9 protein-coding genes are annotated in these 14,713 nt (G+C 38.8%); 3 read left to right on the plus strand and 6 right to left on the minus strand.

Features of this window, described 5'->3' with window-relative positions; translation table 11 throughout:
- The first annotated feature begins 74 nt into the window (after positions 1–74).
- Both AC07VK_RS07780 and AC07VK_RS07785 read left to right on the plus strand, forming a co-directional pair.
- On the plus strand, positions 75–1,937 hold the full coding sequence (locus AC07VK_RS07780; RefSeq protein WP_492959494.1) for a hypothetical protein: 1,863 nt from the start codon (positions 75–77) through the stop codon (positions 1,935–1,937).
- A gap of 4 nt (positions 1,938–1,941) precedes the next feature.
- Positions 1,942–2,499 (plus strand): hypothetical protein, encoded by a 558-nt coding sequence (locus tag AC07VK_RS07785; RefSeq protein WP_492959496.1) that lies wholly within the window; start codon positions 1,942–1,944, stop codon positions 2,497–2,499.
- Positions 2,500–2,702: 203 nt separating this feature from the next.
- Here AC07VK_RS07785 and AC07VK_RS07790 read toward each other — a convergent pair whose 3' ends face one another.
- Entirely contained in the window at positions 2,703–4,559 is a 1,857-nt protein-coding gene (locus tag AC07VK_RS07790; protein WP_492959498.1) for an NACHT domain-containing protein, read from the minus strand.
- Positions 4,560–4,736: 177 nt separating this feature from the next.
- Positions 4,737–5,084: a hypothetical protein gene (locus tag AC07VK_RS07795; protein ID WP_492959500.1), complete on the minus strand. Its 348-nt coding sequence runs from the start codon at positions 5,082–5,084 to the stop codon at positions 4,737–4,739.
- Positions 5,085–5,338: 254 nt separating this feature from the next.
- Between AC07VK_RS07795 and AC07VK_RS07800 the strand changes: the two genes are divergently transcribed.
- Positions 5,339–5,680, plus strand: coding sequence for a hypothetical protein (locus tag AC07VK_RS07800; protein WP_492959502.1), 342 nt, complete (start codon positions 5,339–5,341; stop codon positions 5,678–5,680).
- Positions 5,681–6,442: 762 nt separating this feature from the next.
- Here AC07VK_RS07800 and AC07VK_RS07805 read toward each other — a convergent pair.
- The 4 genes from AC07VK_RS07805 to AC07VK_RS07820 are packed head-to-tail and all read right to left on the minus strand — an operon-like array spanning position 6,443 to position 14,431.
- Positions 6,443–8,092 (minus strand): arylsulfatase, encoded by a 1,650-nt coding sequence (locus AC07VK_RS07805; protein ID WP_492959504.1) that lies wholly within the window; start codon positions 8,090–8,092, stop codon positions 6,443–6,445.
- An 18-nt stretch (positions 8,093–8,110) separates the two neighbouring features.
- Positions 8,111–9,766: an arylsulfatase gene (locus AC07VK_RS07810; RefSeq protein ID WP_492959506.1), complete on the minus strand. Its 1,656-nt coding sequence runs from the start codon at positions 9,764–9,766 to the stop codon at positions 8,111–8,113.
- Between the two features lie 25 nt (positions 9,767–9,791).
- Positions 9,792–11,267 (minus strand): RagB/SusD family nutrient uptake outer membrane protein, encoded by a 1,476-nt coding sequence (locus AC07VK_RS07815; RefSeq protein ID WP_492959508.1) that lies wholly within the window; start codon positions 11,265–11,267, stop codon positions 9,792–9,794.
- An 11-nt stretch (positions 11,268–11,278) separates the two neighbouring features.
- A complete protein-coding gene (locus AC07VK_RS07820) occupies positions 11,279–14,431 on the minus strand; it encodes a SusC/RagA family TonB-linked outer membrane protein (protein ID WP_492959510.1) in 3,153 nt (1,050 codons plus the stop codon).
- Between the last annotated feature and the right edge of the window lie 282 nt (positions 14,432–14,713).

Genomic DNA, 14,713 nt, shown 5'->3' on the forward strand with positions numbered 1-14,713 from the left:
AGCTTTAAGTAACAATGATGTTGCTGTAAGTTTGCCGCATCATCCCTCTCACATTCTAAAAATTTAAATTAACAATGACTAAATTAACACACAACAAAGGCAGAGCAATTGCTTGCTTAATTCTGATTTGCCTATTCTTGGTGCAAAGCTGTAAAAAAGATCTTTTCGAATCTTCTAGCAATAATTATAACAAACTGGATCCTAATGTAGCAAGAATTGCCAAATGGTATGATGATGAAACTAAAGGATCTAACAACAAAGATTTTATCATGCAGAATCATGCTGATTGGATTAATACGGACAGCTTAATTCAAGAAGGAAATAGTATACTTTACTCGGCACCATTATACCATAAAGACAGTATCTTTAGAGAACTTAATATTGATCGGGTAAATGGGAAATACTTCGGTTTAATTAAAGAATACATCTTTCACAAAGCAAAAGAAACAAGCCTAAAAGTTTATTCTTTAAGTGGCAACCTAATCAAAACTGGATTTCTTACTCATGACAATAAATTTGTGGTTACTAAAAGTGCCGACATACTTAGTATAAAAAGACTTATTTTAGGCTGTAATGACTGTGGAACCGGAGAGTCAACCGGGAGCGGAGGCGGATCTAACAATAATGATAATGGTGTTGACAATGACGAGACTGTTCATGGAGGAAGTTTAGGCGGGGTAACTATTACTGTACCACCACCAATGCCTCAATTTCCACCAATTATTTTTCCAGTTTTGCCAATTTCTTTTCCTAGTGCCCCCATTACAAACCCTAGTGGCGGTAGTACTGGTGGTAGAGGAAAAAACTATGGCGTCGACCCTAATTGCCATAACTGCCAGATTAGAACTGCAGATTTTGACAGCTTTTTAGCAGAGGCCAAAACCGCAGGCCTTGTTATTGATGTTCCATATAAAACCACTATCACAACTGCCGATGGTAAAACATATGAAGGAACATTGACAACCATCCGCAATACTGATGGCAATTTAGTGGCCGGATATTTTAAACCTGATGTAAGTTCTGATAAATTTACTGTAGGTAATCAATATAACTTAGGAAATGGCAAACCGGATGGCACTACAACAACCAATAATTCGGGTATTAGTTATTATGGTATTGGCGGGCAAATAATTGATTTTATAACACCTTACAGACCTGGTGATGGCATTACGCCAATAGTTTACCGCCTTAACTTTATGGGTATGACCGATCTTGATAAGCAGAATTTCCTGATTGCAAATAATGAAATTTATCAAGCATTTAAAGATTACTTACTCTTAAATGGAGATACGCCGGAGAATAAAGAATTTGTTAATTGGGCAGTTGGGTATTTAATGCAAAATAAAAGCAGTTCAGCACGAGACTTATTATATTTGAATAACATCCCGAATTCAAGTATCACTTTACCGAATTTAGATGTGTCAGAATTAAGTAATTACCCAGAGTTCAAAAGCTTAGTAGCAGATTTGCCTAATTTTCTAACCAAATATCCAAATGTATTGAAAGCGATGAGTTATACAACTGGATTTTCTGAAAAAAAAATTATGCAATTAATGCAACCGGGCAAAGGCCCAAAGGTTATTGTTATTAAAAATTTAAAAGATAAAAATGGTTATGACATTTTAGGACACTATGATAAAGCCACTAAAACTCTACAAATTGATGATGGCTATGTTAATGGATTAAGTATTGTTAATTCTCCTGCACGATATCAAGGGATAGGTCTAATATTGGTGATATCAACACTCCATGAATTTGCCCATTTTGGCACCAATGAAAATGCTTTATTACCAGTGATTACAAATAGAATTAAAGATCCGGGTTATGAGCCAGGATGGTATTTTGAAGATACAATTACACCTACGGGAGTAGGTAGGCTAATACCCGAAAATGCTTTTGAATGGATGAAATATTACAAAATTAAACCTAAAAATTAGAGTGATGACAAAATTAAAATTACTCTGCTTTATGTTATGTATGAGCTTTCTTTCCTGTAGAATTGCAGAAAAAAAATCTTTAAGTAGCGCAGATACAACAGCAATATTCCAGCAAATACTTAATAATAAAGTGTTCGTTAAAGAAAATAAACGCAAACTTCCTGATACACTTTATTTTTTAAAAACTAAATATTTTAACAAAAGTTGGCCGCAAAAGAGTAACTACTTTAATATTGTTTTTATAAAAAATACGCCACAAGCTACAATGGTAAATTTTGGCCCTAATTCACCCTATGATAGTAGAAAAAGAATAAGTGTTTTGAAATTTGATATGAATAAAGACACATTAAGAGTCTTATTATTAAGCCATGGCGATCAAATATATTTTGATTATAGTTTAAAACTATTTAAGAATAAATGGGAAATTTTAAAGGCTGAAACCGATTTTGGTGGCCGTAAAGCATATTATGGTTTTGAAAGAGATCAATGGTATTTAGATTTAAAAAATAAAATTAAGGATACGACTAAGCACAAATCTTTCAAACCAAATAAAAGTCAATAAAAAATCTTAACTCTAATACTCTATCCAGAAGATGAAAAGTTTAAAAGTCACTTATATCATCGCATTATACTACATATTATAAAAACAATGTGACAAAATAATTATGATAACAGTAAATAAAAAACACGGATGCCTATCGATTAGGGCATCCGTGTTTTTTATTTAAAATATGTGATTAGAAACGTCAATCACATCAAGAACGGTTAAATTAAATCAACTAAATCTCTTTCAGTAGAATCTGTTTTAGATATAAAAGCTTTACATGCTTCAGATTCTCTATCAATAAATGCCATTAACTCTTCCGTGAGGCTTTTAAGAATATTAACATCTAGTAAATTGTAAAATTTATCAAACTGATTTTCAGTAAAAATTAAACGCCGGTTTCTTGTGTTTTTGTGCAGAACAAATTCGGTTTCAAATTCCTGCAAAAATAAATCTGAACGTAAAACCTTCGACAGATACTCGTGTAACTTAATGGTATAAGGGAGGTGAACAAAAATTGTGTTATGTATTTTATCATTAAGAATGAGCCGATATCTCCATAATGGTTTTTCATCTGTCGTAAATTTTGTTGTCACTTCAATCACGCCACTAACAAAGAAGTCTATATAATTAATATATAAATTAGAATGTTTTCCTGAAGATATGGTTGTTTTTAGTTCAGCAAGAAGAGGATAATATAGGTGTCTTGTGTAATTATACTCATCCATTTCCTTTAACAAGTACAGAAGGTTTTCAATTTCCTGCACTGGACCGTCTTTTGATCTAGCATATTTTTGAGTTAGTTTCTTATAAACTCTTTCATTTTCCTCTTCCTTTAATTCAGTTATAAAAAGTGCTGTGAAATATTCTTGTAATGACCTATGAGCAAATGAATACATTCCTTCATCATCAACCAATAGCGAAATCGCTGATTTTAAATCGTTTAAAAACTTATTATTATCGAAACTGATCTCTTTTTTCTCCTTTATCAATTTTAGCTTTAAATTTATATAATCGCGATTAAAAGAAAATTCATTTTCGAAATAAGAAAGAAAACTAAAAGATTTTAAAATCATTTCAAACCCCTCTTGATCTAAGCCACATAATTTCTCTCTAACGTAACCTAATTTTGTTCTACTATCATGTTCTGAGAATAATGCATTAATAACTCTTCTGTAAAAGATAAATTTTTTATCGGGTATTGCTGCGTAGTTTTGGAAAGTTAACAGATATAAAGAAAGTAGAAGGGGGTTTTTCAAAAAGCTATGGATATATTTTGATTCCCCTTGTTCAATTGACTCTATAGCTTTTTCGGCAATTTCTTTTTCCTCACCTAATTGCTTATAGACAAAACCTCTGATTTCACCATTATCAAGACTCAAGTCCTTCATTTTTAAATTGGTGAAAATTGGTAAATTTTCGATATTTGAATATGGTCTTGAGGTTAATAGATAATAATTCACATTATACTTATTAACAAAATCATTAATTTGCTTGACCAACCTTTTCTTCGTTTTTTCATCAACTTCATCAAAACCATCTAGAAAAAAAGTAAACTTTCCTTTATCAAGTAATTTTTCCAGAATCTCACTATTAACTACGAGCTTGTTTTGCGTTATAATATTTTTGATAAAGATTTCCAGCTCACCAGAAGATTCATTTAGATATCGTAATTCGATTAGAATGGGGATCTTATTTTGTTCAAAAATAGAATTCAAAAATAAGTGTTTAACTAGAGTACTTTTTCCACTTCCAGCATCTCCGATAATAGTTATATAATTCATCTTCCTAAATAATTCTGTAGATGAATTTGTATTTAATATTTCTTCATTATCGCTCAACAATTTCGAAGGAAAATAAACATCGTACAAATAAACCGGTGTGTTTCCTCTGAGTAAAGTTTTAATAAACGAATATCTCTCTTTTTGCTTTGTCAAATAATTTTTAAGATCCTTACCAATAAACTGTTTAATTTCATCATAAGATGTCTCATATATATCATCAAATAGTAATTTGCCTTGCTCTATTAAGGTCTTAGTAAAGCTTGTGACGATTGTTTCAAGTAATTTTTCTTCCAATTGTTGAAGTATTATTTTTTAAAAGGTTACCTAATAAGCTTACATAGACATTTACATTAAGCAAGCAGAATTCATTCTAAATATAGCCAAATTATAGATCAGTCTCTAGTTTTTCAAAATAGAATAAATAAATACTCAAATTTAGCTATGCATTTTCTTTACCATAGCGCACTGTAATTAAAAATTATGTCTATAATAATCAATTACCTTTTTCATAAATACTTCCATCCTATCCTTTAACGACTGTAATTGTTCATAAGCTGCGTTAATGCCCTCTAAAGGGTCTTTAATCTGCAAACGCTCCAATCGCTTAGGTTCACCGCCACTAATTCGCTTTTCAAGCTCCAAAAACTCTTCTGGTGTTTGCCAACGTTTAATTTCAGGGTCGTATATCCAATGTTTAGCAGCTTTTGCGGCCTGGTATATCGTAAAACACGTCACTAATGGTTTAATTGGCTCTTCATACTTGTAGCTCTCCCACTTCTGTTCCAACTCGCTTTTTCTTATAAGTTCTTTTGAATTCATTTTGCTAGTTTAAATATAGATTCTTACTTCTTCTTACGTTCCTTAGGTTTGTCAGTAATTTGATTTAAAGTTGCAGCCTCTTTCAATAAATAACGTTTTATAAGTTCAATTAACTCTTTCATATCATTTACCATTATATTTTTTACTGTATTAGCATAGTCTTAAGTTTTCCAGAACAACTTTTTAGACACCAACAAAAATACTAAAAATATTAGCAAACCAAACGCTTATTTTCAACACTCCTATTAAGTGTAATGACCAAGAAAAGACTGGATCAATGCCCCAGTTTATTAAATAGACCCAATTATTATATTACCACACCCGCATTTTATATTACCGCACCCGCATTTTATATTACCGCACCCGCATTTTATATTACCGCACCCGCATTTTATATTACCGCACCCGCGTTTTATATTACCGCACCCGCGATGAATAGAACCTTTCATGGTTCTTCATTATACAATCTTTCTGTTTCGCATCCTGAAGTGATTAAAATAATAGAAGCGCACAATTATTTTGGTTTACCTAAAATGAAAGAGATTATTGCAAAACTACAGGAAGAAGCACCGCCTATTGGTGCAGACCCTGAATAGGTAGATTATTAACGAGAATAAATCCATATGCATGTTTATGAGTTTACTCTTTAAAGCTTCTTTAATTCCGCTAATGGTGTATACCAGCAAATTATCTAACACATGATTTATGGATCGAGGAAATTTACTGAGACAAAAACCACATTTATCCGCGGCCAAAACACATAGTAAATACATTATTTTGGCTGCCAATATTTATTTATCAACAGCCAAAAATGTATGCTATAAGTGTACTCTGGCTGCAGATAATTTTATTAACAAGGCGGGTTACTGAGCCAAGAAGCACCGCCCCTTTAGTCTTAAACCCGGTAGCAACGGAAATCCTTTTTATTGCATAAATGTAATCTCTCCTATTCTTGCTGCTGGTAGCACAAAATTTGCAATAAAAAGATTGGAGTGAATAACGGGGCTGCAGCACCCACGGAGGTATGCATGTTCGTTTTCAAATGAAAATGCGCAAACTAATTGCAGACTACCTCAACCTGCTGATGAAATTGGTATAAACTATAAATAAAGGAGAAGAATTGGTTCTTCTGGCCCAACCGATGAAAATGGCAACATGTAATAAAAGGTATTTTTTAATAGTCGAAACAAAAAACATTTGTCCTTCACTTCGGCTTCGCTCAGTGCAGGCTGGCTCAGGATGACAATGTTTTTTGTTTCTTCTAATTGCAGCCCCCAACCCCTCCAAAATTAGGAGCAGAATTGGAGGCTACAAATAAGGTCTTCGACAGGCGCAGACTGACATTTTAAAAAAAACGATTAAAAGCCGAAACCCTCTGATACAACTTCCTGTACCTTACTTTTTCTGAACTCTTTCATTGATGGTGGTTCTTTAGCCTCTAGCGTGGCAAAATCTACCACACCTGTTCTTTTTGCCCAGTCGAAATAAGCTACCGATAACCTGCTTACCACATCGTGATTTTGCCTGGCTACATTGGTGGTTTCGCCACGGTCGGTTTCTAAATTGTACAGTTCCCAATTGTAGCCTGGCCAGGTAGATACCAGTTTCCATTTACCAGCGCGTACTGCACGATTGCCTGCACGTTCCCAAAATAACGGTTCATCGCGTTTCAGTTCGTTATCGTTGCCGAACAGTACTGGTAACAAGCTTTTACCGGCCAATGCATTCGGCGTAATGCCCTGGTAGCTTTTTGGATAGTTAGCGCCAGCCAGATCGTAAAAAGTTGGGGCGATATCGATAATATGGCCTGTACCTTTTTTTAGGGTACCCGGTTTAATTTTAGCCGGGTACCAGGCAATAAATGGTGAACTGATGCCACCTTCGTACATATAATCTTTAAAGGCTTTTAATGGCGAATTTGAAGCGTACGACCAGTTTTTGCTTTGCGATTCGTACGAACCAATGGTACCCACCGGGCCCGAATTGCGCACAGCACCTTTATACCACTTTACCAGATCTTCTGCAGGGGCACCGTTATCGGAAATAAACAGTATGATGGTATTTTTATCGGCTCCGGTTGCCTTTAACTTATTTAATACCTGGCCAATGCCCTGATCTAAACGATCGACCATGGCGGCAAAAATCTCCATCTTTTTGGCCCACTGACTGCGCTGATCGAACGATAGTTTGTTCCAGCTATAGATATCGGCATCTTTTTCTGAGATGGTAGAATTACCATCAATAATACCCAGTTCTTTTTGTTTTTTAATTCTTTCGGCACGGAGCACATCCCAACCTTTATCGTAGCGGCCTTTGTATTTGGCAATATCCTCAGGCAGTGCATGCAGGGGCCAGTGCGGCGCGGTATAGGCTAAATACAGGAAAAAGGGTTTGTCTTTAGCGCTTTGATCTAAAAAGTTTACGGCATTCTCGGTAATTACATCGGTTTGGTAAAATTTACCCGCTTCTAATGGGTAAGGTTTGCCATCAATGGTATATGCGCGTTTTTTACCCCCTTCGTAATCGCCCTGATCGAAATAACTTCCATTTTCCGACATCATTACGTGATCGAAGCCACGCTGCCAGGGAAAACTTACATCTTTACCCGCCACGTGCCATTTGCCCGACATTAAAGTATTGTAACCCTGGGTTTTTAAAACCTCGGCCAGGGTAAGCGATTCTTTATTGAGATACCCCTGATAGGCCGGAAGCCCCAGATCGTTGGCGAAATACCCCACACCTGCTTTATGCTGGTACTGCCCTGTTAATAAGGAAGCACGTGTTGGCGCACAAATGGAATTGTTGTAAAATTCTTTTAGCCGGAGGCCCTCATTGGCGAGGCGATCTAAATTGGGTGTTTTAATTTCTGAGCCATAGGCGCCAAGATCTGAATAACCCAGATCATCGGCCAGGATAAGGATAATATTAGGCTTTGCCGGCCTGGCATTTTGCGAAAAACCCTGAATGGCCATTAATGCACCTATGCATGTTAATATTACTTTGTTCATCTTTTTCTTTATTTAATACTAAAAATTCTGATTGCCCCTATTATTTCCCTGTGCAGGCCGGGCGGGTGCAGTTTTAAGCAATTCGTAATCTACTACTCCATTTTCTGCAGCCCACTTTATATAAGCGGCTTTTAACTGTGCTACTATTTCGGGGTGCTGAGCAGCCACATCGGCATTTTCGGCCCTATCTTTTTCGATATCGAAAAGTTCGTATTTCTCGGTTAAACCTGCCGGAGAAACAAGTTTCCATTTGCCCCAGCGTACGGCTTTGTTGCCTCCACGTTCCCAAAACAAAGGTGCAGCGCGCTGAACGGTATCGGTTGATCCGCTGAGCAATGGCAGCAAACTTTTACCAGCGAGGGCATTACTGGTTATGCCGTTTAACTGTTTTGGATAACTGATACCCGCCAATTCGTAAAAAGTTGGGGCAAGATCGATTAAATGCCCGGTGCCTTTGGCAATTGTTCCGGCTTTGATTTTATTCGGAAACCAGGCGATAAAGGGTGCACTAATGCCGCCTTCGTACGGCGCGCCTTTATAATTGCGAAGTGGCGAATTGCCCGTTTGCGACCAATTGCTGTTCTGTGTTTCGTAAGATCCGGCTGTACCTACAGGGCCAGTGGTGCGTTGGGTGTAAGGCCTGGTACCATTGCCACCCTGAGCGCCATTATCTGAAATAAAAATGATCAAGGTATTTTCGTCCTGCTTCAGTTCTTTTAGTTTAGCCAGCAAACGGCCAACACCCTGGTCTACATGATCGATCATGGCGGCATAAACTTCCTGGCGGGTTTGCCAATATTCCTGTTCATCATACGTTAACTTGTTCCAGGGTTTTACCTGGTCATCGTGTGCGGCAATTTTCTGATCACTACCGATAAGTCCTTTTTTAATGGCATTGCGGTAGCGTTGTACGCGAAGCGAATCCCAGCCTAATTTATATTTGCCCTTGTATTTGGCAATATCGGCAGGCAATGCCTGAAGTGGCCAATGCGGTGCATTATAAGCCAGGTATAAAAAGAAAGGCTTTTTATCTTTTTGCTGATCGTCTAAGAAACCTAATGCATTATTGGTAATTTCTTCAGTTAAATATTTTCCTGGTTCCAGAAAATACGGTTCATTATCTTTAACCAATGGCACGGTTTCAGAGCCTTTTTCTCCGATTTCGTAATAGTTGCTGGCACCACCAATAAAACCAAAGAAATGATCGAAACCGCGTTGGTTCGGCCATTGGTTCCGATCGTCGCCCACGTGCCATTTACCTGCCATGAGCGTGGTGTAACCACCTGATTTAAGTACCTCGGCCAAGGTTAACGATTCGCGGTTCAAAAAACCCTGATAAGCCGCCAGCCCAAGGTTATTGTTAAAAAAGCCAACACCGGCTTTGTGCTGGTACTGCCCGGTAAGCAACGATGCCCTGGTAGGTGCACAGATCGAATTGTTGTAAAATTCTTTCAGTTTTAAACCACCTGCAGCGAGTTTATCCAAATTGGGTGTTTCTATTTCAGTTGCGCCAAAAGGGCCAATATCTGAAAAGCCAAGATCATCAACCAGTACCAGTACAATATTTGGTTTTTGCTTTTTCTGGGCATATGCCCCCTGCACCACCAATAAGCCAAAGGCCAGCAGGCATGCTTTTGCTATGGGCAAAGCGGAATGTTTTTGTTTAAAATTCATGCGATTAAATTTTAGTGTAAAACGGTTAATAGTTTACCCAATCTGGGTTTTGTTTTAATTTAGGGTTGAGGTTAAGCTCGCGTTGCGGAATAGGGAAATGAATGTGGCGCCTGGCCGCTAAAGTTTTTCCGGCTGCTTTGAGTGTGGCCACATAATAATCGGCTCCTCTTCTGGCCAGATCGAACCAGCGCTGATATTCGAAAACCAATTCCTTTCTGCGCTCCTGAAAAACAGCATCCCTAAACTGATCTACAGTTAATGCCGGAGAAACATCGGCTAGTTTGGCAATACCTGCGCGCTGGCGTACTTCATCTATTGCGGCATAGGCTGCTGCATTTGGCCCGTTATTTACTTCATTTAAGGCTTCAGCATAAATTAAAAGCACTTCTGCATAGCGGATAATGGGTAAATTTTTAGAAGACTGCGATTGATTGCCCACCACAGCCGGATCGTAATATTTATTAAACTGTGGCGAAAAGGTATATAACTGGCCATTTGTAGGGCTCACCATCTGCGTAACAAAGGTGATGGCCTTTCGGGTATCGTTATCGGCAAAACTGGTATACAAACCGCCAGCGGTATGCAGGGCATCGGCATAATCGCCATTAATACCGGGTACATCTGCCGGGGCCGAACGGCTGGCCAAACTATTGCCCTGAAAGCCAGCGTTACCTACAAACTGTGCCGAGAAGATATGCTCTTTACCATTTTTGGTGGCTACATTAAATACATCAGCAAAATTTGCAAACAGCGAATAGTATTTACTGTCGATTACCTCTTTACTTTTTTGTGCTGCATTAGCCCACTCTTTATGGGTAAGGTATACTTTTGCCAACAAACTTTTGGCCGCGCCTGAAGTTGCCCTTCCTAAATCTTTACTGCTGTATTCTGCCGGTGCAGGTAGTGATTCTGCATCTTTTAAATCCTGAATGATCTGTGCATATACCGCAGCCTCGGGCGCATTGGGCACATATAAATCTTCGGGCGCTAAAGAAGTATTTTCATGCAATACAATGGGTACATCGCCAAACCAGCGTACCAGGTTAAAGTAATGTAAGGCCCTTAAAAACTTCGATTCGTTAATTAAACGTTTTCTAATGACCGACCCGATCTTGCCCTCGTCAATCAAAGCAATTTTATCGATGGCGATATTTGAAGCGTTAATGGCATCGTAACTTTGTTTCCACAGCTGCTCCATCCTATCGTTCGATGAATCGTGGGTTAGGCCAGATATGGCCCTAACGTGTGCATTTCTGGCCCTTGGCCCTGCTTCGTAATCGTCGGTAGCCATTTCTACGCCAATCTGCATTAAACTGTTGTAGAGCGACTGGCCACTTTCGTAAAGTTTACGGTAATTGGCCGTAACAGCAGAAACCGCCTGACTTTCATTTTGATAAAACTGTGCCGTAACAAGCACAGCATCGGGATCTTCTTCTAGCTTGGAGCAGGCCGAGAGTGCTACTGCTAAAATGGATGCATATATTAAGTTTATCTTTTTCATTGCGATATAGATTAAAATGTTAACCTTAAACCAGCCCTAACCGATCTGGCGATGGGGTAAATACCGGCATCGGTTCCTGGCGATACATTACTTCCAGAGGTAATTTCGGGATCGAAGCCTGAATAGTTTGTCCAGGTAAGGAGGTTCTGCCCGGCTACATAGAAATATACATTTGATAATTTGGCCTTAGCAGCGATCTTTTTTGGCAAGGTATAACCCAGTGATACATCTTTTAACCTCAAAAAAGAACCGCTTTCGATAAAACGATCGGAAAATACAGGTGCAGGATCTAATTTGGCTCTTGGAATGGTTTGGCTTGGATTACTTGGTGTCCAGCGGTTTAGAGCGGTGGCCGAGGCATTTTGTTGCCCGGTAAACAGCTCCAGGGTTTGCATATTCGAGTTCAAAATACTGTTACCATATGAGCCTTGTACAAATATTAACAGATCGAACCCTTTGTACTCGAAATTATTGGTTAAGCCAAAAATGAAATCGGGTTGTGCATTGCCAATAATGGCTTTATCTGCAGCAGTGGTAAACAAACCATCGCCATTAATATCTTTGTACAACCTATCGCCCGGTTTTGGCACGGCGCTACCCGTATATTTACCTTTAGTAGCTTCTTCCCCTGTTTGCAGGATTCCATCGGTTACATTACCATAAAAGCTGCCTAAAGGTTCGCCAACTTTTACAATGTAGTTTCCGCTGATGTACGACTGTGCACCATTGCCAATACTCAGCACTTCATTCCGGTTAACAGAAAAGTTTAAATTGGTATTCCAGATAAATGCGCCGGTAAGGTTGCGGGTATTCAGGCCAATTTCGAATCCTTTATTTAATACCGATCCATAATTCTGTAGCGATGTACCATAACCTGTTGTCCAGGGGATCTCTACGTTTAACAATAAATCTTTGGTTTTCTTGTAATAACCATCTAACGTTAATTGGATGCGGTTGTTAAAAAAGCCGATATCCAGGCCAGCATCGTATTGATGGGTAGTTTCCCAGCCCAGTTTATCGTTCGCAATGCGGTTAGGTGCAAAACCCGTGGCAGTGGTGCCGCCAAAAACATAGTTGAGACTATATAAGGTTGCCAAAGACTGGTATTGACCAATCTCCAGGTTTCCTGTTGTACCGAAACTGGCACGTACCTTAAGCTCACTAATTGTTTTTTGTAAGGACTCGAAAAATTTCTCGTTACTGATTTTCCACGAAGCCGCTGCTGAAGGGAAATAACCCCATTTGTTTCCTTTGCCAAAGCGGGAAGAACCATCGGTACGGATACTTGATGTTAAGAAATAACGGTTATCAAAACTGTAATTTACCCTGGCCAGGTAAGAATGTAATACCCATCTTGTGGCATCAGAGTAAGGCGCTACCAAAGTTGCACCGCTTTGCAGGCTGTTATAGGTTAAATCGTCGGTTACAAACTTCTGGGCATTTGCCCTGGTGGTTTCACTCGAAAATTCCTGTTGCGTAAAACCGATTACCGCATCTAAAGCATGTTTACCAAAAGCTTTATTGTACGAAAGGGTATTTTCATTTAACCAGGAATAAGAATTATAAGTTCCCTTTCCGGCAGAACCACCAATGGTACTTCCTTCATAAATGGTTGATGGGATATAATTCTTTTCATTTACGCTGTTTACATCAGCACCGAGCAATACTTTTAAATTCAGTCCTTCAATAATGGTATATTCTCCAAATGCTGTCCCTAAAAATTTATTGGTGGTTGATTTATTGATCTGCTCTTTTAATGAAGCAATTGGGTTGGCAAATATATTTTCGAAAGGATTACGAAGCGTATAAGCACCCGAAGCATCATAAATAGAAGCGGTAGCAGGCATAATCAACAGGCCATTGATGATCCCCGAAGGAGATACATTGGCATCGGCCTTACTTCCGGTAATACTTGCACTTACTTTAAATTTCTCAAAGGGTTGGGCATCTACATTGGCCCTGATACTGATTCTCGAATAATCGGTATTCTTTAAAATACCATCCTGATCAAAGTAGTTCCCTGAAATGAGGTAACGTGTTTTTGGGTTACCGCCACTTATGGTGAGTTGATGGTTCTGGGTTGGTGCACGCTCGAATGCTTCAGCCTGCCAGTCTGTTCCTGTACCCAGCTGGTCAATCTGCGCCTGGCTCAAATACTGGAAACGGCCTTTGGTTGGATCGGTATCGTACAAAGCATCGTTTCGGAGCAAAGCAAAATCGTGGGCATTTAAGAGGTCTAACTTCTTTCTTAACGATTGCGTACCGTAACTTCCTTCGTAGGTAACTGCGCTACGATCTGCTTTCCCTTTTTTGGTAGTGATGATCACGACACCATTGGCTCCTCTCGAACCGTAAATCGCCGTTGCTGAAGCATCTTTTAGAATATCAACCGTTTCAATGTCAGAAGGATTAATACTGGCCAATGGGTTAAGTGGCGTACCACTCAGCGTGCCTGCCGAAGCCGAACTGTTGTACAAAGGAAATCCATCAAGCACATATAAAGGTTCATTTCCACCTTGTACAGAACTCCCACCCCTTACACGGATGCTTACACCACCACCCGGCTGACCAGATGTTTGGGTAACCTGCACACCTGCCGCAGCCCCTTTTAACAATTGATCTACCGAACTTAATGGTTGTTTTAATGCCGATTTAGAAATGGAGGAAACGGAACCTGTAATATCACTCCGCTTTTGCGTTCCATAACCCACTACCACCACATTATCGAGCTGGTTGGCAGCTTCTTCTAGTTTAATTTCAATCGGACTTCCATTTGCAATAATTTCGATGGTTTTATAACCAATGTAACTTACGGTTAAGGTATAAGGAAACTTCTGCCCGGTTACGAACCTAAATTTACCTTCATTATCGGTTGCTGCAGAGTGGGTAGTTCCATTGATGCGGACCACAACACCCGGGATGGGCTCTTTGGTTTTCGAATCGGTAACCAAACCGCTGAGGGTAGAGTTAATGAGCGGTACGGTTTGTGCTTTAACCGCAATCGAAAAAATAAATTGAGCGATAATTAACATTCCTAAATGGCGCAAGGTGCGTAAGGAACGAACTGATAATCTGGATCGAACAGGCTTTTCCTGTCCGAAAACTGGTAACGAGACTTGCGAAGCCGACCCATAGGGCCACCTGACTTCTTCAAATTTTTGCATACTTTTGTTTAAGGTTAAGTGGTAAATTGATTCAGGTACCAACGCCAATTGAAGACCTGTTTCGATGATTTAATCCAGGGGAGATACAGCTGTGTTTCCCCGTTTTTATATAGTTTGTAAAATTCTTATATGCTATCCTCCTATTGTTTAATGAGTTGTTTTTTCTGTATCAATACCATACCTGCTCATTTATTACCAAATGAAACTTTGTTCTGCATATCTGTTAAGTAATATCGGATCTGGCTTGAAAAAACCAGACAAAGGAATGATTACAAGAGATGT

This window comes from Pedobacter sp. GW821-FHT01D05 (assembly GCF_059422505.1).

Coding starts and splice junctions, on each gene's coding strand:
- AC07VK_RS07780 (WP_492959494.1), top strand. CDS start 75: ATGACTAAATTAACACACAACAAAGGCAGAGCAATTGCTTGCTTAATT.
- AC07VK_RS07785 (WP_492959496.1), top strand. CDS start 1,942: ATGACAAAATTAAAATTACTCTGCTTTATGTTATGTATGAGCTTTCTT.
- AC07VK_RS07795 (WP_492959500.1), bottom strand. CDS start 5,084: ATGAATTCAAAAGAACTTATAAGAAAAAGCGAGTTGGAACAGAAGTGG.
- AC07VK_RS07800 (WP_492959502.1), top strand. CDS start 5,339: ATGACCAAGAAAAGACTGGATCAATGCCCCAGTTTATTAAATAGACCC.
- AC07VK_RS07805 (WP_492959504.1), bottom strand. CDS start 8,092: ATGAACAAAGTAATATTAACATGCATAGGTGCATTAATGGCCATTCAG.
- AC07VK_RS07810 (WP_492959506.1), bottom strand. CDS start 9,766: ATGAATTTTAAACAAAAACATTCCGCTTTGCCCATAGCAAAAGCATGC.
- AC07VK_RS07815 (WP_492959508.1), bottom strand. CDS start 11,267: ATGAAAAAGATAAACTTAATATATGCATCCATTTTAGCAGTAGCACTC.
- AC07VK_RS07820 (WP_492959510.1), bottom strand. CDS start 14,431: ATGCAAAAATTTGAAGAAGTCAGGTGGCCCTATGGGTCGGCTTCGCAA.